Origin of the sequence: Jiangella sp. DSM 45060, from assembly GCF_900105175.1 — a bacterium.
GTDB lineage: Bacteria > Actinomycetota > Actinomycetes > Jiangellales > Jiangellaceae > Jiangella.
Genome location: NZ_LT629771.1, coordinates 5,578,870 through 5,597,877, shown reverse-complemented (window position 1 = coordinate 5,597,877; position 19,008 = coordinate 5,578,870). Strand labels below are relative to the sequence as shown.

Annotated in this window: 18 protein-coding genes; 11 read left to right on the top strand and 7 right to left on the bottom strand. The window is 71.7% G+C overall.

Going from position 1 to position 19,008, the window contains the following annotated elements; genetic code table 11:
* The first annotated feature begins 1 nt into the window (after window position 1).
* From purN to BLU82_RS24890, 9 genes are all read left to right on the top strand, one after another.
* Window positions 2-607: a phosphoribosylglycinamide formyltransferase gene (purN, locus tag BLU82_RS24925; RefSeq protein WP_092623682.1), complete on the top strand. Its 606-nt coding sequence runs from the start codon at window positions 2-4 to the stop codon at window positions 605-607.
* A complete protein-coding gene (gene purH, locus BLU82_RS24920; protein ID WP_092623681.1) occupies window positions 604-2,166 on the top strand; it encodes a bifunctional phosphoribosylaminoimidazolecarboxamide formyltransferase/IMP cyclohydrolase in 1,563 nt (520 codons plus the stop codon). The genes purN and purH overlap by 4 nt, the downstream gene beginning before the upstream one ends.
* Entirely contained in the window at window positions 2,166-2,525 is a 360-nt protein-coding gene (locus BLU82_RS24915) for an SH3 domain-containing protein (protein WP_092623680.1), read from the top strand. Before purH ends, BLU82_RS24915 begins: the two co-directional genes overlap by 1 nt.
* 53 nt (window positions 2,526-2,578) lie before the next feature.
* The gene (locus BLU82_RS34825) at window positions 2,579-2,752 is read left to right on the top strand and encodes a DUF5302 domain-containing protein (RefSeq protein ID WP_171906786.1); all 174 of its coding nucleotides are present in this window, start codon (window positions 2,579-2,581) and stop codon (window positions 2,750-2,752) included.
* A gap of 43 nt (window positions 2,753-2,795) precedes the next feature.
* The gene (locus tag BLU82_RS24910) at window positions 2,796-3,665 is read left to right on the top strand and encodes a bifunctional methylenetetrahydrofolate dehydrogenase/methenyltetrahydrofolate cyclohydrolase (protein WP_092623679.1); all 870 of its coding nucleotides are present in this window, start codon (window positions 2,796-2,798) and stop codon (window positions 3,663-3,665) included.
* A gap of 74 nt (window positions 3,666-3,739) precedes the next feature.
* The gene (locus BLU82_RS24905; RefSeq protein ID WP_092623678.1) at window positions 3,740-4,867 is read left to right on the top strand and encodes a citrate/2-methylcitrate synthase; all 1,128 of its coding nucleotides are present in this window, start codon (window positions 3,740-3,742) and stop codon (window positions 4,865-4,867) included.
* A complete protein-coding gene (locus BLU82_RS24900) occupies window positions 4,864-5,217 on the top strand; it encodes a DUF3017 domain-containing protein (RefSeq protein WP_197682446.1) in 354 nt (117 codons plus the stop codon). The genes BLU82_RS24905 and BLU82_RS24900 overlap by 4 nt, the downstream gene beginning before the upstream one ends.
* 40 nt (window positions 5,218-5,257) lie before the next feature.
* Window positions 5,258-6,241 (top strand): malate dehydrogenase, encoded by a 984-nt coding sequence (locus BLU82_RS24895; RefSeq protein ID WP_092623677.1) that lies wholly within the window; start codon window positions 5,258-5,260, stop codon window positions 6,239-6,241.
* A 55-nt stretch (window positions 6,242-6,296) separates the two neighbouring features.
* Window positions 6,297-7,514: an NADP-dependent isocitrate dehydrogenase gene (locus BLU82_RS24890; RefSeq protein ID WP_092623676.1), complete on the top strand. Its 1,218-nt coding sequence runs from the start codon at window positions 6,297-6,299 to the stop codon at window positions 7,512-7,514.
* Between the two features lie 31 nt (window positions 7,515-7,545).
* Here the strand turns inward: BLU82_RS24890 and BLU82_RS24885 are convergent, their stop codons facing one another.
* The 7 genes from BLU82_RS24885 to BLU82_RS24855 form a co-directional block, all read right to left on the bottom strand.
* Window positions 7,546-8,622 (bottom strand): DUF4185 domain-containing protein, encoded by a 1,077-nt coding sequence (locus BLU82_RS24885; protein WP_197682445.1) that lies wholly within the window; start codon window positions 8,620-8,622, stop codon window positions 7,546-7,548.
* 85 nt (window positions 8,623-8,707) lie between these two features.
* A complete protein-coding gene (locus BLU82_RS24880) occupies window positions 8,708-9,709 on the bottom strand; it encodes a LacI family DNA-binding transcriptional regulator (RefSeq protein WP_092623675.1) in 1,002 nt (333 codons plus the stop codon).
* A gap of 40 nt (window positions 9,710-9,749) precedes the next feature.
* Entirely contained in the window at window positions 9,750-11,471 is a 1,722-nt protein-coding gene (locus tag BLU82_RS24875; protein ID WP_092623674.1) for a DUF4185 domain-containing protein, read from the bottom strand.
* Window position 11,472: 1 nt separating this feature from the next.
* Window positions 11,473-12,591 carry a glycoside hydrolase family 172 protein gene (locus tag BLU82_RS24870; protein ID WP_092623673.1) on the bottom strand — a complete coding sequence of 373 codons (1,119 nt, stop codon included), beginning with the start codon at window positions 12,589-12,591 and terminating at the stop codon, window positions 11,473-11,475.
* A gap of 10 nt (window positions 12,592-12,601) precedes the next feature.
* Window positions 12,602-13,417, bottom strand: coding sequence for a carbohydrate ABC transporter permease (locus tag BLU82_RS24865; protein ID WP_092626250.1), 816 nt, complete (start codon window positions 13,415-13,417; stop codon window positions 12,602-12,604).
* A gap of 43 nt (window positions 13,418-13,460) precedes the next feature.
* A complete protein-coding gene (locus BLU82_RS24860) occupies window positions 13,461-14,432 on the bottom strand; it encodes a carbohydrate ABC transporter permease (protein ID WP_092623672.1) in 972 nt (323 codons plus the stop codon).
* Entirely contained in the window at window positions 14,429-15,877 is a 1,449-nt protein-coding gene (locus BLU82_RS24855) for an ABC transporter substrate-binding protein (RefSeq protein ID WP_092623671.1), read from the bottom strand. The genes BLU82_RS24860 and BLU82_RS24855 overlap by 4 nt, the downstream gene beginning before the upstream one ends.
* A gap of 206 nt (window positions 15,878-16,083) precedes the next feature.
* Here BLU82_RS24855 and BLU82_RS24850 point away from each other — a divergent pair, with 206 nt between their 5' ends.
* Both BLU82_RS24850 and BLU82_RS24845 read left to right on the top strand, forming a co-directional pair.
* On the top strand, window positions 16,084-17,493 hold the full coding sequence (locus tag BLU82_RS24850) for an L-fucose/L-arabinose isomerase family protein (RefSeq protein ID WP_092623670.1): 1,410 nt from the start codon (window positions 16,084-16,086) through the stop codon (window positions 17,491-17,493).
* The gene (locus BLU82_RS24845; RefSeq protein WP_092623669.1) at window positions 17,493-18,968 is read left to right on the top strand and encodes an FGGY-family carbohydrate kinase; all 1,476 of its coding nucleotides are present in this window, start codon (window positions 17,493-17,495) and stop codon (window positions 18,966-18,968) included. The genes BLU82_RS24850 and BLU82_RS24845 overlap by 1 nt, the downstream gene beginning before the upstream one ends.
* Window positions 18,969-19,008: the final 40 nt, after the last annotated feature.

The following is a 19,008-nucleotide window of genomic DNA, read 5'->3' as shown; positions in this document are numbered from 1 at the left end:
GGTGACCTGCCGGATCGTGGTGCTGGTCTCGGGTACCGGCAGCAACCTCGCCGCCCTGCTCGACGCGTGCGCCGACCCCTCCTACGGTGCGACGGTGGTGGCCGTCGGCGCCGACCGTGACGGTATCCGCGCGCTCGACCTCGCCGCCGAGGCCGGCGTGCCGACGTTCGTCGAGCGGGTGAAGGACCATCCCGAGCGCGCCGACTGGGACCGCGCGCTGGCCGAGCGGACCGCCGAGCACGCACCCGACCTCATCGTGTCGGCGGGCTTCCTCAAGCTGGTCGGCCCGGCCTTCCTGAGCCGGTTCGGCGACCGCTACCTCAACACCCACAACGCGCTGCTGCCGTCGTTCCCGGGCATCCACGGCCCCCGCGACGCGCTCGCGTACGGCGTCAGGATCACCGGCGCCACCCTGTTCTTCGTCGACGAAGGGGTCGACACCGGCCCGATCGTCGCGCAGGTCGCCGTCCCGGTGCACGACGACGACACCGAGGACACCCTCACCGAGCGCATCAAGGTCGCCGAGCGCGTCCAGCTGGTCGACTGGGTCGGCCGGCTGGCCCGCGAGGGCTGGACCATCACCGAGAGAAAGGTCACCATCCCGTGAGCGAGGCACGTACGCCGATCCGGCGCGCGCTGATCAGCGTCTACGACAAGACGGGGCTGGAGGAGCTGGCCACCGGCCTGCACGCGGCCGGCGTCGCGATCGTCTCCACGGGATCGACGGCGGCCCGCATCGCCGCCGCGGGCGTGCCGGTGACCGCCGTCGAGGAGCTGACCGGGTTCCCCGAGTGCCTCGACGGCCGGGTCAAGACGCTGCACCCCAACGTGCACGCCGGCCTGCTCGCCGACGTCCGCCTGGAGAGCCACCGCACGCAGCTCGACGAGCTCGGCATCGAGCCGTTCCAGCTGCTGGTCAGCAACCTGTACCCGTTCGCGCAGACGGTCGCGTCGGGCGCCGGCCCGGACGAGGTGATCGAGCAGATCGACATCGGCGGCCCGTCGATGGTCCGCGGCGCGGCCAAGAACCACGCGAACGTCGCCGTCGTCGTCGACCCCGCCCGCTACGGCGAGGTGCTGGCCGCCGTCGAGGCCGGCGGGTTCACGCTGGCCGAGCGGCAGCGGCTGGCGCTGCAGGCGTTCACCCACACCGCCACCTACGACGTGCACGTGGCGTCCTGGCTGGGCAGCGTCGTCGCGCCGCCCGCCGACGGCACCGTGTTCCCGGAGTGGATCGGCGGGACGTGGGAGCGCGAGGCCGTGCTGCGCTACGGCGAGAACCCGCACCAGGCCGCGGCGCTGTACCGCAGCGGCTTCGGGGCGCCCGGGCTGGCCGGTGCGGAGCAGCTGCACGGCAAGGAGATGTCGTACAACAACTACGTCGACGCCGACGCCGCCTGGCGGTCCGCGCACGACTTCGCCGAGCCGGCCGTCGCGATCATCAAGCACGCCAACCCGTGCGGCATCGCCGTCGGCGCCGACATCGCCGACGCGCACCGCAAGGCCAACGCGACCGACCCGGTGTCGGCGTACGGCGGTGTCATCGCGGCGAACCGGCCGGTGACGGCCGAGGCCGCGGAGCTGATCGCGACCATCTTCACCGAGGTCGTCGTCGCGCCCGACTTCGAGCCCGGTGCGCTGGACCTGCTGACGCAGAAGAAGAACGTGCGGCTGCTGCGGGTCGCGGCGGCGCCTGCCGCGCCGGTCGAGACCCGGGCGATCTCCGGCGGCCTGCTCATGCAGCAGGCCGACCGCGTCGACGCACCCGGCGACGACCCCGCGACGTGGACGCTGGCCGCGGGTTCGCCGGTCGACGAAGCGACGCTGGCGGACCTCGCGTTCGCCTGGCGGGCGGTGCGCTCGGTCAAGAGCAACGCGATCCTGCTGGCCAGCGGTGGCGCCGCCGTCGGCGTCGGCATGGGCCAGGTCAACCGCGTCGACTCCGCCCGGCTCGCGGTGACCCGCGCCGGCGACCGCGCCGCCGGCTCCGTCGGCGCCTCCGACGCGTTCTTCCCCTTCGCCGACGGCCTGCAGGTGCTCACCGAGGCCGGCGTCCGCGCCATCGTCCAGCCGGGCGGCTCGGTGCGTGACGAGGAGGTCGTGGCGGCCGCCCGTGCGGCCGGCGTGACCATGTACTTCACCGGCACCCGGCACTTCTTCCACTGATGGCGCCGGACGATCCGATCGTCGCGGCCGCCGGCCACGAGATCCCGGAGCGCGCGGCGATCCGGATCGAGCCCGGCGAGACGGTCGAGGTGGGCGAGCGCGATACCACCTGGCCGGCGTTCGTGTTCGTCACGACGACGTCCGGGTCCGGCTGGGTGCCCGAGCGGCACCTGAACGACGAGCGGCCGCGCGCCGTCGTCGTGCACGGCTACGACACCCAGGAGCTGCCGGTGAGCGCGGGCGAGCGGCTGACCGTGACGGCCGACGACCCCGAGTCGGGCTGGAGCTGGTGCGTCAACGCCGCAGGCCGGGCCGGGTGGGTGCCGCATTCGGCGCTGCGGCCGTCCGCCGCGGGCTGAGCGGCGCGGCGAACCTCGATGCCCGCCCCGACGCTGAGGGTAGGGTGACGACCATGGCAGCCAAGAAGTCCGGCGGTAACGACGATCTCAAGGCCAAGATGCGCGAGGCCTTGGAGCGCAAGAAGTCCGCCGATCACGAGCACCCGGACGACCAAGCGTCCGGCACCGGCCCGTCCCACGAGGACGCGGCGAAGACCCAGCGGATGTTCCGCCGCAAGAGCGGCTGAGCACCGGTCGGCCGCCGGTTCGGACCATGCGAGAATCAGATACGTGAGCGCGAAGATTCTCGACGGCAAGAACACGGCGGCCACCATCCGTTCCGAGCTCACCGCCCGGGTCAAGGCCCTGGGCGAGCGGGGCATCGTCCCGGGGCTGGGCACGGTCCTGGTCGGCGACGACCCCGGCAGCCATGCGTACGTCGCCGGCAAGCATCGCGACTGCGCCGAGGTCGGCATCGAGTCCATGCAGGTCGAGCTGCCCGCCACGGCCACCCAGGCCGAGGTCGAGGCGGCCGTCGCCCAGCTCAACGACGACCCCGCCTGTCACGGCTTCATCGTGCAGCTGCCGCTGCCGAAGGGCCTGGACGAGGAGCGGGTGCTGTCGGCCATCGACCCCGCCAAGGACGCCGACGGGCTGCACCCGCAGAACCTCGGCAAGCTGGTGCTCATGCAGCCGGCGCCGCTGCCCTGCACCCCGCGCGGCTGCCTCGAGTTGCTGCGCCGCTACGACGTCCCCATCGACGGCGCCGAGCTGGTGGTCGTCGGGCGCGGCGTCACCGCGGGCCGGCCCATGGGGCTGCTCTTCACCAGGCGTACCGAGAACGCCACCGTCACCGTCTGCCACACCGGCACCCGCGACCTCGCCGCCACCGTGCGGCGCGCCGACATCGTCATCGCCGCGGCCGGTGTGCCGGGGCTGCTCACCGCCGACATGGTCAAGCCGGGGGCGGCCGTCCTCGACGTCGGCATCACCCGCGTCGTCGGTCCTGACGGCAAGGGCCGCTACACCGGCGACGTCGCGCCCGAGGTGCGCGAGGTGGCCGGCTATCTCGCGCCGATGCCCGGCGGCATCGGCCCCATGACTCGTGCAATGCTGTTGGCCAACGTCGTGGAGGCGGCCGAGGCCGCCGTCCCCGCGTAGGCCGGACCACGCCCGGCGAGCGGACCGGCGGCATCGGCGCCGGTTCGTTCTTCCCCTTGAGGAGGACTCATTACATGGCCGAGAAGTCTCCGCGCGGCCTCGCCGACGTCGTGGCCGCGTCCACGTCGATCTCCGACATCGACGGGCGAGAGGGTCGGCTCTGGTACCGGGGCTACGACATCCACGACATCGCCGGGCGCATCACCTTCGAGGAGTGCGTCCACCTGCTGCAGCGGGGCACGCTACCCACGCAGGCCGAGCTCGACGGGCTGACGGCCGAGCTGGCCGACGGCCGCCGGTACGGCTCGGTGTCGGCCACGCTGCTCCCGTACGTCGTCGGCAGCGGCACGCCGATGGAGGCGCTGCGCACGCTGGTGTCGTCGCTGGCCATCGACGACCCCGACGCCGAGGACGCGTCCATCGAGGCCGACCGCCGCAAGGCGACCCGGCTGGTCGCGCAGCTGCCGGTGCTGGTGGCGTCGTACGAGGCGCAGCGGTCCGGGCGCGAGGTGCCCGACGCCGACCCCGAGCTGGGCATCGCCGGCAACTTCCTGCTGCAGATCACCGGTGAGCGGCCGGCGCCGCGGGCCGCGGAGATCTTCGACGAGTGCCTGGTGCTGCACGCCGACCACACGATGAACGCGTCGACGTTCACCGCGCGGGTCATCGCCGCCACGCTCTCCGACATGCACTCGGCCATCACCGGCGCCATGGGCGCGCTGCGCGGCCCGCTGCACGGCGGCGCCAATGAGGCGGTCATGAAGACGCTGACGTCCATCGACGGCGACGAGGACGCCGTCGACCGGTTCGTGCGCGACGAGCTGGGCGCCGGCCGCAAGATCATGGGGTTCGGCCACCGGGTCTACAAGACCGAGGACCCGCGCGCCACGCACCTGCGCAAGATGAGCGAGGAGCTGGCCGACCTCACCGGCAACCGCCGCTACTACGAGTTCTCCCGCCGCATGGAGCAGACGGTGCTCGACGAGAAGGGCCTGTTCCCGAACGTCGACTTCTTCGCCGCCAGCGTCTACCACGCGCTGGGCATCCCGACCGACCTGTTCACGCCGGTCTTCGCGATCTCGCGGATGAGCGGCTGGACGGCGCACGTCATCGAGCAGCACGAGGACAATCGCCTCATCCGGCCCGACAGCGACTACACCGGGCCGCACGACCAGCAGTGGGTGGAGATCTCGAAGCGGTGAACACGCGCTCCGGTACGCATCGCGCGGCGGCCAGCAGCCGTTGGGCCCAGGCCGCCGAGCGGCGGCTCATGCCCGCGAGCTGGCTGCGCGCGGTGTTCCGGCAGTGGCCGCTGCTGCTGGTGCTGACGGTCGTCGCCATCGGCACGTTCATCGTGGTCGACAACCACTTCCGCCGCGGCACGTTCATCATCGCCGGCGGCGTGTGCCTGGCGGCCGTCCTGCGGGCCGTGCTGCCCAGCGGCGTCGCCGGCCTGCTCAAGGTGCGCTCGCGCGCCATCGACCTGCTGACGCTGGGGTTCCTGGGGGCGGGGACCCTGATCGCGTCGCTCATCGTCCCGCCCCCGTCCTGACACCGTCGTTCCGTCGCAGCTCATCGAGGAGAGAATCACCATGTCCCAGCCCGTCAACGTCACCGTCACCGGCGCGGCCGGTCAGATCGGCTACGCCCTGCTGTTCCGGGTGGCGTCCGGGCAGTTGCTGGGCGCCGACACCCCGGTGCGGCTGAAGCTGCTGGAGATCCCGCCGGCGGTGAAGGCGGCCGAGGGCACCGCCATGGAGCTGGACGACTGCGCGTTCCCGCTGCTGTCCGGCATCGACATCTACGACGACCCGCGCCAGGCGTTCGACGGCGTCAACGTCGCCCTGCTGGTGGGGGCGCGGCCGCGGACGAAGGGCATGGAGCGCGGCGACCTCCTCGAGGCCAACGGCGGCATCTTCAAGCCGCAGGGCGAGGCGATCAACGCCGGCGCCGCCGACGACGTCCGGGTGCTGGTGGTCGGCAACCCGGCCAACACCAACGCGCTGATCGCGCAGTCGCACGCGCCGGACGTCCCGGCCGACCGCTTCACCGCGATGACCCGCCTCGACCACAACCGCGCGCTGTCGCAGCTGTCGGCGAAGCTGGGCGTCGGCGTCGCCGACATCGCGAAGCTGACCATCTGGGGCAACCACTCGGCCACCCAGTACCCCGACATCTTCCACGCCGAGGTCGCCGGGAAGCCGGCGTCGGAGCTGGTCGACGAGGCGTGGCTGACCGGGGACTTCATCCCGACGGTGGCCAAGCGCGGCGCCGCGATCATCGAGGCGCGCGGCGCGTCGTCGGCGGCGTCGGCGGCCAACGCGGCCATCGACCATGTCCACGACTGGGTCAACGGCACCCCCGAGGGCGACTGGACGTCGGCGGCCATCGTCTCCGACGGCTCGTACGGCGTGCCCGAGGGCCTGATCTCGTCGTTCCCGGTGGTCTCGCGCGGCGGCGCCTGGGAGATCGTCCAGGGGCTGGAGGTCAGCGACTTCTCCCGCGAGCGCATCGACGCCTCGGTGCGGGAGCTGACGGAGGAGCGCGACGCGGTGGCGGCGCTGGGCCTCGTCTGACCGTCTGTTATCTTGACGTCGAGACAAACATTCTCATCCGGGAGTTGCTGACAACATGGCGAAGATCAAGGTAGCCGGGCCCGTCGTCGAGCTCGACGGCGACGAGATGACGCGGATCATCTGGTCGTTCATCAAGGATCGCCTGATCCATCCGTACCTCGACATCGACCTGCGCTACTTCGACCTCGGCATCGAACACCGCGACGCCACCGACGACCAGGTCACCATCGACGCCGCCAACGCCATCAAGGAGCACGGCGTCGGCGTCAAGTGCGCCACCATCACGCCCGACGAGGCGCGGGTCGAGGAGTTCGGCCTGAAGAAGATGTGGGTCTCGCCCAACGGCACGATCCGCAACATCCTCGGCGGCGTGGTGTTCCGCGAGCCGATCATCATCTCCAACATCCCGCGGCTGGTGCCGGGCTGGACCAAGCCGATCATCATCGGCCGTCACGCGCACGGCGACCAGTACAAGGCCACCAACTTCAAGGTGCCCGGCGCCGGCGAGCTGACCATCACGTTCACGCCGGCCGACGGCTCCGAGCCGATCCAGCACGTGGTCGCCAACTACGGCGACGACGGCGGCGTGGCCATGGGGATGTACAACTTCAACAAGTCCATCGAGGACTTCGCCCGGGCCTCGTTCTCGTACGGCCTGCAGCGTGGCTACCCGGTCTACATGTCGACGAAGAACACCATCCTCAAGGCCTACGACGGCGCCTTCAAGGACATCTTCGCCGACGTCTTCGAGCGGGAGTTCAAGGCCGACTTCGAGCAGGCCGGGCTCACCTACGAGCACCGGCTCATCGACGACATGGTCGCGGCCGCCATGAAGTGGGAGGGCGGCTACGTCTGGGCCTGCAAGAACTACGACGGCGACGTCCAGTCCGACACCGTCGCGCAGGGCTTCGGCTCGCTCGGCCTCATGACGTCCGTGCTCATGACGCCCGACGGCAAGACCGTCGAGGCCGAGGCCGCGCACGGCACCGTCACCCGGCACTACCGCCAGCACCAGGCCGGCAAGCCGACCTCCACCAACCCGATCGCCTCGATCTTCGCGTGGACCGGCGGCCTCAAGCACCGCGGCAAGCTCGACAACACCCCCGAGGTCACCGGCTTCGCCGAGACCCTCGAGGACGTCATCGTCAAGACCGTCGAGTCCGGCGTCATGACGAAGGACCTCGCGCTGCTGGTCGGCCCGGAGCAGGAGTGGAAGACCACCGAGGACTTCCTCGGCGCGCTCGACGAGAACCTCGCCAAGCGCCTCGTCTGATCGACCCGGCTCACGCGGCAGTGGCGGTCCGTCACTGCCGCGTGAGCGTCGAACGCATCAGGGTCACGTTGTACGGACCCCACTGGGTGAGCGCGAAGTAGAGGTCCGGGCCGCTGGACCACGGGTGCATGAACCCGCCGTACAGCGCCGGGTACTCGGCGCCGTCGACGAGCACCTGTTCGTCGCCCCAGGGGCCGGTCGGCCGGGGCGCGTCGCGCAGGACGATCTGGGCCCGCGACTCGTCGAGGTAGGTCATCAGCCAGCGGCCGGTGTACTCGTTGTACTGCACCGACAGCTCGCCGATCGGGCCCTCGGCGACGGGCGCGGCGGCGGTCTCCGAGCGCGTCCAGCCGGAGTCGTCCCAGTAGCGGTAGGCGTCCTTGTCCAGCACGCCGCCCGCCGGCACCCGGGCCAGGTGCGCGTCGCCCCAGCGGCCGTTGGGCGTGCCGAACAGGTAGACGTGGCCGCCGTGGCGGGCGAACGCCGTCAGCTGGAAGTCGTTGTCCCACTCCGGCGTGTTCGGCCAGACGGCGTCGGGGTCCTTCGTCCACGTCCGGCCGCCGTCGTCGGACCAGGCGATGCCGGAGTGGTTGGTGAACCACGTGCCGGCCGGTCCCCAGTGGTGCACCGACATGTAGTGCAGGTAGCTGCGGCCGTCGACGGCGATGCCGGCCGTCGGGATGACCGTCTCCTCGACCTCGTTCTGCTGCAGGCAGTCCAGCAGCTGGCCGGCGTGGCCGGGCCGGTCCTGCACCATCGTGTCGAACGTCATGCCGTCGGCGAGGTCGCGGTCCGACGACGCCGCCAGCACGTTGCACCGCCAGTCCGCCTCGCGCGGCCCGGCGCCGTTGCCGCCCCAGCCCTCGCCGTAGGTGTCGCCGAAGGCCATCAGCACCGAGCCGTCGCCGTCGTCCCACATGATCCCGAGGTCGGTGGCGTGCACCTGGTAGCGCACGTCGGTCTCGTTGATCGAGCCCGCGCCGGTCAGCAGGGCGATCGGCTCGCCCGGTGCCACCGTGACGCCCGGCTCGGGCTCGGCGGCGGAGGAGGTGAGGGCGGCGACGAGCAGCAGGCTCGCGCCGGCGGCGGCCGGGGGTAGCAGTCGCACGGGGGTCTCCTTCGGCGTCGGCGGAGACTGGGAAATCGATTTCCAGCCTAGGTGCGCCGTCGCCGAGGGGTCAAGGGACCGGCCGTCAGGCCTGCCGGATCGAGCTGGCCCGCACCTGCAGCTCGGTGGGCAGGACGACGCGGGTGACGTCGGCGTCGGGCTTGGTCAGCCGCCGGGTGAGCAGCTGACCCGCCTGCCGGCCGACGTCGTACGCCGGCTGCGCCACGGTCGTCAGGGTGGGCCGGATGAGGTCGGCCCACGGGATGGAGTCGAACCCGACGACGGCGATGTCGGACGGGATGGCCTGCCGCCGCTGCACCAGGCATTCCAGCGCGCCGACCGTCATGAGGTTGTTCGCCGCGAACAGTGCGTCGGGCTCGGCGCCGTCGTCGAGCAGCGACGCCATGGCCTCGTAGCCGCCGCGCTCGCGGAAGTCGGCGAACCGCACCAACGCGGGGTCGAGCGGCAGGCCGGCGGCCGCGAGCGCCCGCTTGTAGCCGTCGTGGCGCGACGTGGCGGTGCTGAGCCAGCGCGGCCCGCCGATGCAGGCGATGCGCCGGTAGCCCTGCTCGACGAGGTGCGTGGTGGCCAGTTCGGCGCCGTGCTCGTTGTCGACGAGGACGGTGTCGGTGCGTGGTCCCTGCAGCTCGCGGTCGATGACGACCACCGGGCAACCGGCGTCGAGCAGCAGTTTGACGTCGTCGACGCGGTTGGACGACGGCGAGATGATGACGCCGGCCATCTGCTCGGTGAGCGCGGCGGCGATGTAGTTCGACTCCTTCTCGGGGTTCTCGTCGCTGTTGCAGAGCACGACGGAGTACCCCTCGGCCAGCGCGATGTCCTCGACGCCGCGGACCATGGCGGTGAAGAACGGGTTCTCGACATCGGAGATGATCACCGCCCACAGCGTGGTGCGGCTGCGGCGCAGGTTGCGTGCCACGGCGTTGCGCCGATAGCCCAGCTCGGCGACGGACGACGTGACCCGCTCCGCGAGCGCGGGGTCGACCTGGGTGTGCCCGTTGAGCACCCGGGACACCGTGGCCGCGGAGACGCCGGCATGCCGCGCGACGTCGTAGATGGTCACCACGGGACGATCCTAGTGGACGGTGGAATCGATTTCCGAGCCGTTATCCGTAGAACACCCCCAGCTCGGCGACGGACGTGAAGCGCGCGGCGCCGCCAGGAGGCCCGATCAGCCGCACGCCGTCGCCCCACGTGTCGTCGAAGCCGAACGTGAACGTGCGGAACGGGCCGGCGGTGGCGTCGGTGGGGTAGGGCGGGTCGACGGCGAGGCCGGTGACGTCGTGCCATTCGTGGTCGCGCCGCACCTGGACCCGCGGGGCGCCGCCGAACCAGCCGCCGTCGGGGAAGATCTGCCCCGACGTGTAGACGACCCGGTTGACGTGCAGCGACCGCGGCCAGGTGTACCCCCACCAGTCGGTCTCCTTGGCCTGGCCGTTCCAGCTGTCCTCGCCGAGGTCGGTGCGGCCGTCGGCGAGGTAGGCGTCGTGCCCGTAGTGCGAGGTGGTGTCGGTGACGACGGCGCCCGGCTCGGCGCGGGCCAGGTTGCGGCCGGGATCGCGCGGGTTGGCCGGCGCCGTCGGCTCGTACGGCTCGAGGCGGAGCCGGCGCAGCGAGAACTGGTACGTGTTCGGCGGGTGGCCGACGCCGACGAACCAGTTGGCCTGCACCCACAGCTCCCGGCCGTCGGCGCTGATGAACTTCGACGGCGCGACGGTCGCGTAGCCGCCGTTCTTCGGTCCGGGCGAGCCGGGGTCGTCGCCCCACCACGGATACGGACCGAAGTCCTTGTGCAGGAACAGCCGCCACGGACCCCACGGCGCCGGCGCCTCGTAGAACTCGAAGGTGTGCTCGGTCCACGACAGGTACAGGTACCGGCCGAGCGCCGGGTTGTACACGACGCAGCCCTGCGACAGCACCGAGTTGCCGTCCGGGGTGACGACGCCGGGGTAGACCCGGCGCTCGTCGTGCAGGACGGTGACACGGGCGTCGAGGTCCGCGCTCCACCGCGGCCGGTCGCCGTCGAGCCCGGCGAAGAACCGCCACGCCGACCGGTCGGTGACCGCGCCGGCGGGCACGCGGGCCAGCCAGAGGTCCAGCGGGTCGGCGACGATGCCGGTGAACGAGTCGCGCCAGTTCCGGTCCAGCGCGTACGCGTAGACGTACCCGGCGTTCTCCGGCCCGAGCGCCGCGGCTCCGCCGTTGCTCTGCCCGAAGTCGAGGAAGAACACCGTCGTGAACACGTGATCGGTGAACATCGGCGCGGCGTCCCACTGCCAGGTGCGGCCGTAGTCGGCAGACCGCACGATGGTGGCCGTCGGCGCCTCGTCGAACGCGCCGTCGCCGTGGCGGAGGTCCTGGACGGCGAGGTACAGCTCGTCGCGGCCGTCGCCGTCACCGTCGACGGCCACCAGGCCGGTGGGCTTGCGGTTGAACCGGGCCGGGTCGCCCCAGATCGGCGCCACCTGGTCGCCGGCGGCCAGCCGCTCGCCGCTGATACCGGTGGCCGGGGTGCCGTCGACGCGGTTGACGACGATGTCCGACCACGGCTGGTCGGAGAACCCGCGGCCGTCGCCGTTGGCCGCGTACAGCGCGCCGTCGTCGGCCCAGGCAGCCGGCCACAGGTCGCCGTCGCTGGCGGTGGTCAGCTCGCGCCGGTACGGGATGCTCGCGGTGGCGAAGAACGTGCTGGTGAGCGGGTGTTCCGCGGTTGCGGGCAAGGCGGTGGCCGCCGTCGCGCGCGGCCGGCCGCCGGGGGTCAGCCCGGACCAGCCGGCCACCGCCGCGGCGCCGCCGAGCAGCACGGCCCGGCGGCCGACCGCGGCCACGTCAGTCCACCTCCATGGCCATGAGGTCCGGCGCGGGCGGGCGCCGGTCCAGTGCCGGCGCGTCGAGGTAGAACAGCGCGGTCGAGGCGATGTCGTCGCTGGTCGGCCGGTACCGGTGCGGCAGCCCGTTGTGGTGGCCCGGGCCGATGCCGAGGCTCTGGACGGTGACCCGCAGGTCCGCGCCGAACCGGACCGGGTCCAGCACGTGCCAGCGGTACATGCCGAACCGCTGCTGGCTGACGTAGAGCCCGTCCGGCCGCAGCACCTGGTGCAGGCCGAGGTACGGCGTGGTGAACGTGGTGTAGCCCTGCTCGGGGACGTCGAAGTTCCAGGCGCCGCCGAAGTAGTCCTCGGTGCCGGTGCCGCAGATGGTGGGGAACTCGTCGTCGCCGTCGAGGTAGAACTTCAGCTCGCCCTCGCCCCACCAGCCGGGGTCGTTGACGCCCCACGCCAGGTAGGTGCCGACGTAGTGCCCGGCGCCCTCGACGCCGTCGAGGACGGTGTGCACCTCGCCGCGCGGCACCGGGTGGCTGCGCCGCCATTGCGCGTGCAGGTAGGCGGCGTCGTCGGCGACGTCGCCCAGCTCGTAGTCGATCTGGTAGTAGAGGATGACCTCCTCGGCCGAGACGTTCTCCAGCGTCACGCGGGCGGCGGTGCGGAACGGCATCGGCCAGTAGGCGTTGAAGCCGCCGTTGGGGTTCACCGCCACGGTCTGCGACGACACCTGACTGAACGTGTTCCAGCCCTGGCAGAAGAAGTCGCCCAGCGGCACCTCGACGGCCGGCGCCTCGGCGCCGTCCCAGTACATCCGCAGCACGGTGCTCCGCCACGCGCGGTGCGGCGCGGTGGTGCACCAGACGTGCGTGATGACGCCGGGCCCGTCGATCTCGCCGAGCAGGGCGGTCTCGCCGGGCGCGATGCTGATGCTGGGCGAGATCTTCCAGCCCTGGCCCAGCGCGCCGGCCGCCCGGGCGCCGGTGCCCTCGGTGGCCATGCCACCGCGGCCCTTCTCGCCGGAGGGGTTCTCGGCACTGATCGAGCGGCTGACGCGGGACGAGCGGCGGGCCAGCGACTGCAGGCCGGTCGGGTCGTCGAGCACGGGGACAACTCCTTTTGTCATCGAACGGGGGTCACTTCATGCCGGAGGTCTTGATGGACTCCACGATGCGGCGCTGGAAGATCGCGAACGCCAGCAGGGTCGGCACCGCCGCCACCGTGGCCGCGGCCAGCACGTACTGCCAGTCGACGGTGTTCTGGTCCTGGAAGCTGGCGATGCCCAGCTGCACCACCTGCAGGTCCGAGTCCGTCGTCGCGACCAGCGGCCACAGGAACGCGTTCCAGTTGGCCAGGAAGAACAGCACCGCGAGCGCGGCGAAGATGGACTTGCTGAGCGGCAGGATGATGGACCAGTAGATGCGCCAGTAGCCGCAGCCGTCCAGCACGGCCGCCTCCTCCAGCTCGGCCGGGATGGCCAGGTAGAACTGCCGGAGCAGGAAGATACCGAACGCGCTGAAGATGGCCGGCAGGATCAGCCCGGCGTAGCTGTTCAGCAGCCCCAGCCGGTGCACCACGAGGAACAGCGGCACCAGCACCACGGGCGCGGTCACCAGCAGCGTCGAGAAGATGCCCAGGAAGATCGCGTCGCGGCCGGGGAAGCGCAGCCGGGCCAGGGCGTACGCGGCCATCGAGTGGAAGAACAGTGCCACCACGGTGACCGTCGCCGACACCACAAAGCTGTTGAACAGGTACCGGCCGAACGGCGCGGACGAGAACACGTAGTCGAAGTTGTCGACGGTGGGCGCCGACGGCAGCAAATCGGTGCTGAGCACCTCGTCGGGGCCCTTGAACGAGCTGGTGAACATCCACACCAGCGGGAACACCGTCAGGATGGTGATGACGCCCACCACGACGAACAGGGTGGCCGACCGGCGGCGCCGCCAGGACATCCGCCGGCCGGCGGGGGCGACGGGACGGGACAGGGTGGCGGTCTCACTGGGCATGGGTGAATCGGCCTCCCTTGGTCAGGGCGAACAGCAGCGCCGACCACGCCAGCAGGATCACGACCAGGAACGACGAGATCGCGGCGGCATAGCCGAACTCGCCGTAGACGAACGCCTGCTGGTACACGTAGTAGATGATCAGCGTGGTCGAGTTGGCCGGGCCGCCGCCGGTCAGGATCACCAGCAGGTCCAGCCCGCCGGTCATCACCGCGATCGTCGACGTCAGCAGGATGAAGAAGCTGGTCGGCTTCAGCAGCGGCCAGGTGATGTGGCGGAACGTCGTCCACGGCCCGGCGCCGTCGATGCTGGCCACCTCGTAGTACTCCCGCGGGATGTCCTGCAGGCCGGCCAGGAAGATCAGCATGTAGTAGCCCATCGAGAACCAGATCGTGATGATCATGACGGTGGGCAGCGCGAACGCGGGGTCGCCCAGCCACGACGGCGCCGTCACTCCGACGCCGTCCAGCAGCCGGGCGATGAAGCCGACGTCGTCGGTCAGCAGGAACTGCCAGATCAGCGCGACGACCACCAGGCTGACGACGTTGGGCGCGAACAGCGCGGTGCGGAACAGCCCCACCAGCGGGAACCGGTGCCGCACCAGCAGGGCGAGGCCCAGGCCGGAGAGGAACAGGCCGGGCACCATCACCACCAGGTAGAGCAGCGTGCGGCCGAGGCTGGACACGAAGTAGGGGTCGGAGAACATCCGCTGGAAGTTGGCGAACCCTACGAAGTCGTAGCCGCCGAAGCCGTCGACGCGGAAGAACGCCAGCACGATCGACAGCAGCATCGGGATCGCGACGAACACGGTCAGGCCGATGAGGTTGGGCGCCATGAACAGGTAGGCGGCCCGGCGTTCGCGGCGGGCGCGGTCGGAGCGGGTGCGGGAGGTCGCGCCGTCCCGTCCGGCGGACGCACCGGCCGACGTCGACACCGGCGCCGCGCTGGTGGCGGAGGTGCTCATGCGAGGTCCACCCCCTCGTAGGTGGTGAGATAGGCGTCGATGGCCTGGGCCGCGGTCGCGGCCTGGTCCTCCGGGTCACCGCCGGCCAGCTGGCAGGACTGGATGGCGTCGGACACCGCCTTGTAGATCACCGGCGGGTAGCGCGGCTCGCCGCGTCCGGACGGGAAGATCTCGTCGCGGAACAGCCGCATGAACTCGTGGTCGTAGCCGCCGGCCCGGCTGCCGTGCTCGAGGCTGGACCGGCGCGGCGAGATATCGCGCTTGGCGTCGATGCACCAGTCGGCCACCCGCGCGACGCCGTCATCGTCGGTCGACCCCAGCGCCCAGGCGCAGAACCGGGCCGCCTCGTCGGGGTTGCGGCCCTTGGCGTTGGCGGCGAACGCCCAGCCGCCCAGCACGGTGGCCGGCTCGCCACCGTTGGCGACGGGCAGCGGGATGACGCCGTAGTCGAAGTCCGGCGCCTTGCGCTCGAAGTCCTGGATCGACCAGATGCCCGACTGCCAGACCGACGCGTAGCCCTCCGAGAACGCGACGACGAGGTCGTTGGAGGCCGGCGGCACCCGCGGCGTGATGCCGAGGTCGACGGTCTCCTTCCACAGCCGAAGCGCGTCGACGGCGCCGTCGGAGTCGAAGCCGCTGCGCCCGTCGCCGGCGATGACCTCGCCGCCGCCCTGCCACATCCACGGGTACCAGACGAAGTTCTGGTAGTAGTCCTGTGCCGTTGGGAACACCAGCCCGCCCTGGCCGGCCGACACCAGCCGGTCGCTGACGGCGACGAGGTCGTCCCAGCCGGCCGGCAGGTCGCCCTCGGACAGCCCGGCCGCCTCGAAGGCCGGCCGGCTGTAGTAGAGCGCGAGCGGCTCGATCTCCATCGGCAGCGCGTAGACCTTGTCGCCGATCATGCGCGTGGCCAGGTTGTCGGCGAAGAAGTCGTCGACCGCCTCCCGCGTCAGGTGCGGGGTGAGCTCGGCCAGCATGTTCCCGTTGAGGTACCGGGCGATGTCGCCGGGACTGATCAGGAAGATGTCCGGGCCCTCGCCCGCGGAGAACGCGGTGGCCAGCTTCTCGCTGCCGAGGACCGGTGCGTAGACGAGCTCGATCTGCTGCTCGTTCTCGGCGTTCCAGCGGTCGACGGTGTCGTGCATCCAGGCGGCCCGGGCCAGCAGGGACGGGTCCTCGCTGGGTGCGGGCGCGTAGAAGTTCCAGAACTGCAGCGGCTCCGAGCCCGAGGCGGTGCTCGTGCCGCCGCACGCGCCGAGCAGGCTGGGAGCGGCGACCGCGCCGGTGAGCGCGGCGGAGAGGCCGAGGAAGCGCCGCCGGGACGGGCGTTCGGGCTGCCCGGCCGGGCGTTCGGGGTGTTCGGCGGTGAGGGACGCGGGGGTGGGGCCGGGACCGGGCGGGAGCCCGGATCGGCGGCCGGGTGGGTGACCGGGTGGCGGTGCCATGTCCACTCCTCAGCAATCGATTGCTTGCTGTGACGGAGAGGTTAACCCTGTGCAACGGAGCGGTCAACACTCTGGTCAGGATGAATGCCGAAATGGCCGGACATGGCTGGTCGCGACGGTGGCGCGCCGTTGACAGTCCGGAGCGCCCTCGCCTAGCGTGTGGGCAATCGATTTCTGCTTGTGGACGACGTGATGGGAGTGGCCTCGTGGCACGTATCGGCCTGTTGACGATCTCCGACGGACGCGACTTCGTGCACCGCGACATCGCGGACTGGGCTCGCTCGTCGGAGGACGCGATCGCCGCGGCGCTGGAGGGCGCCGGGCACGAGGTGGTGCGGGCGCCCGAGCTGGTGTCGTCGAACGCGCTGGCCTCCAGCCAGGCCCGGCTGGTCGCCGAGGCGCGGCCGGACCTCACCATCTTCAACTACTCGGTGTGGGCGTTCCCGCACTTCTCCATGCTCGCCGCCGACGCGACGCCGGGGCCGCTGGTGCTGCTGTCGAACATCGACCCCGTCCAGCCCGGCATGGTCGGCATGCTGGCCGCCGGCGGCTCGCTGGACCAGATCGGCCGCGTGCACGGCCGGGTCTGGGGCGACGTCGCCGACCCCGCGACGCTGGAGCGGCTGCTCGTCCACGTCCGCGCCGCCCAGGCCGTCGGCGGGCTGCGAGGGAGCACGTTCGGCCGGTTCGGCGGCCGCCCGATGGGCATGTACACCGCCGTCGCCAACACCGACCAGTGGCTGTCCACGTTCGGCGTCGACGTCGAGGAGATCGACCAGTGGGAGATCGTCCGCCGGTCCGAGCTGGTGTCGCCGGCCCGCGCCCGTGAGGGCCGGGAGTGGCTGGAGAAGCACGCCAACGTCCACTACGACGGCAAGCAGCTGACGCCCGAGCTGCTGGAGCGGCAGATCCGCTCGTACCACGCGGTGCGTGAGCTGATCGACGAGTGGAACCTCGACTTCTCCGGCATCAAGGGCCAGCCGGAGCTGACGACGCACTTCACCACCATGGACGTCACCGAGGCGTTCCTCAACGACCCGTACGACTGGGAGGGCCCGAAGCCGACCCACGTCACCGCGACGGAGTCCGACATGGACGCCGCGCTGACCATGCAGATCCTCAAGCTGATCTCCGGCGACCCCGTGCTCTTCGCCGACGTCCGGCACTACCACGCCGACCGCGACATCTGGGACATGGCCAACTCCGGCCAGCACGCCACCTGGTACGCCGCCCGCAGCGACGACCCGGCGGAGAACCTGCGCCGCGTGCACCTGTACCCGGAGGTGTTCTTCTTCCCGGCCGGCGGCGCGTCCGTGCACCACATCGCAGCACCCGGCGACATGACGCTGGCCCGGCTCACCCGGCACAGCGGCCGCTACCGCATGCAGGTGGTGCGCGGCGCGTTCGAGGACTACGGCGACGAGGTCAACGAGCAGCTGGCGCGGCAGTCGACGTTCGAGTGGCCGCACGCGTTCACCCGCATGGACGTCCCGGCCGACGAGTTCCTGTCCCGGTTCGGCGCGAACCACATCCACGCGGTGCCGGGCGACTACGTGGCCGAGCTCGAGCAGGTCTGCCGGCAGCTGGACGTCGACTTCCAGCGGCTGGGCGGCTGATGGCCGAGTTCGTCCTCGGGATCGACATCGGGACGGCCAGCAGCAAGGCCGTCCTGGCGTCGCCCGGCGGTGACGTCGTCGCCGTCGAGGTGGTCGAGCACGACACCCAGCGGCCGCGGCCGGGCTGGGTCGAGCAGGACGCCGACGCCGTCTGGTGGTCCGACGTGTGCGAGCTGAGCCGGCGGTTGACGGCGCGGTTCCCGGCCGCGTCGATCGGCGCCGTGTGCGTCAGCGGCATCGGGCCGACGGTGCTGGTGGCCGGGCCCGACGGGGTGCCGCTGCGGCCGGCCGTCCTCTACGGCGTCGACACCCGGGCGGTGGGTCTCGCCGGCGAGCTGTCGGCGCGGCTGGGTGAGGACGCCGTGCTGGAGCGGTGCGGGTCGCGGCTGTCGTCGCAGTCGGCCGGGCCGAAGCTGGCCTGGATCCGCGAGAACGAGCCGGACGTGTGGGCCCGGACCCGGTACTTCTTCATGGCCAACGGCTACGTCGTGTACAAGCTGACCGGCGAGTACGTCCTCGACCACCACTCGGCGAACCAGGCGCAGCCGCTGTACGACCGGCACCGCGGCGAGTGGATCCCGGAGTGGGCCGACGTCGTGGCGCCCGGGCTGGCGCTGCCGTCACTGCGCTGGCCGACGGACATCGCGGGCTCGGTGACGGCGCCCGCGGCGGCCGCGACGGGGCTGCGCGAGGGCACGCCGGTCGCCGTCGGCACCATCGACGCCTGGGCCGAGGCCGAGAGCGTCGACGTCCGTCGTCCCGGCGACGTGATGATCATGTACGGCTCGACGATGTTCTTCATCGCGGTCACGGCCACGCCGGTCGCCCATCCGCAGCTGTGGGGCACGGCCGGGCAGCATCCGGGCGTGCACACGCTGGCCGGCGGCATGGCCAGCTCCGGGTCGATCACCGGCTGGTTCCGCTCGCTGACCGGTGGCCGGCCGTACGCGTCGCTGCTGGCGTCGGCGGCCGAGGTGCCCGCAGGTTCGGATGGCCTGCTGGCGCTGCCGTACTTCGACGGCGAGCGCACCCCGTTCGCCGACCCCGACGCGCGTGGTGTGCTGGCCGGGCTGTCCCTGCGCCACGGCGCCGAGCACGTCTACCGGGCGCTGCTGGAGGCGACCGCGTTCGGGGTGCGGCACAACCTGGCCGAGTTCGCCGCCGCCGGGGTCGAGGCCTCGCGGGTGGTCGCGGTGGGCGGCGGGACCCAGGGCGACCTCTGGACCGGCATCGTCAGCAGCGCCGCCGGGGTGACGCAGGAGGTCCCCCCGGTGACGGTCGGCGCCGCCTACGGCGACGCGAAGTTCGCGGCCGTGGCGATCGGCGCCGCCTCCCGCGACGACCTCTGGAACCGCGGCGGCGTCACGGTGGCCCCCGACCCCGCCGACGCCGCCGTGTACGACCGGCTGTTCCCGCTGTATCGCGAGCTGCACGAGCGGACGGCGGACGTGCAGCACGCCCTCGCCCGCGGCTGAGGCTCGGCCCGCCCGCCTTCGGTGGTCGGTGATGCGCCGA

Excerpts from the sequence above, each read along its gene's own strand:
- BLU82_RS24845 (WP_092623669.1), top strand. The coding sequence starts at position 17,493 with ATGGCCGAGTTCGTCCTCGGGATCGACATCGGGACGGCCAGCAGCAAG.
- BLU82_RS24905 (WP_092623678.1), top strand. The coding sequence starts at position 3,740 with ATGGCCGAGAAGTCTCCGCGCGGCCTCGCCGACGTCGTGGCCGCGTCC.
- BLU82_RS24870 (WP_092623673.1), bottom strand. The coding sequence starts at position 12,591 with ATGACAAAAGGAGTTGTCCCCGTGCTCGACGACCCGACCGGCCTGCAG.
- BLU82_RS24865 (WP_092626250.1), bottom strand. The coding sequence starts at position 13,417 with ATGTCCTGGCGGCGCCGCCGGTCGGCCACCCTGTTCGTCGTGGTGGGC.
- BLU82_RS34825 (WP_171906786.1), top strand. The coding sequence starts at position 2,579 with ATGGCAGCCAAGAAGTCCGGCGGTAACGACGATCTCAAGGCCAAGATG.
- BLU82_RS24915 (WP_092623680.1), top strand. The coding sequence starts at position 2,166 with ATGGCGCCGGACGATCCGATCGTCGCGGCCGCCGGCCACGAGATCCCG.
- BLU82_RS24860 (WP_092623672.1), bottom strand. The coding sequence starts at position 14,432 with ATGAGCACCTCCGCCACCAGCGCGGCGCCGGTGTCGACGTCGGCCGGT.
- BLU82_RS24890 (WP_092623676.1), top strand. The coding sequence starts at position 6,297 with ATGGCGAAGATCAAGGTAGCCGGGCCCGTCGTCGAGCTCGACGGCGAC.
- BLU82_RS24895 (WP_092623677.1), top strand. The coding sequence starts at position 5,258 with ATGTCCCAGCCCGTCAACGTCACCGTCACCGGCGCGGCCGGTCAGATC.
- BLU82_RS24855 (WP_092623671.1), bottom strand. The coding sequence starts at position 15,877 with ATGGCACCGCCACCCGGTCACCCACCCGGCCGCCGATCCGGGCTCCCG.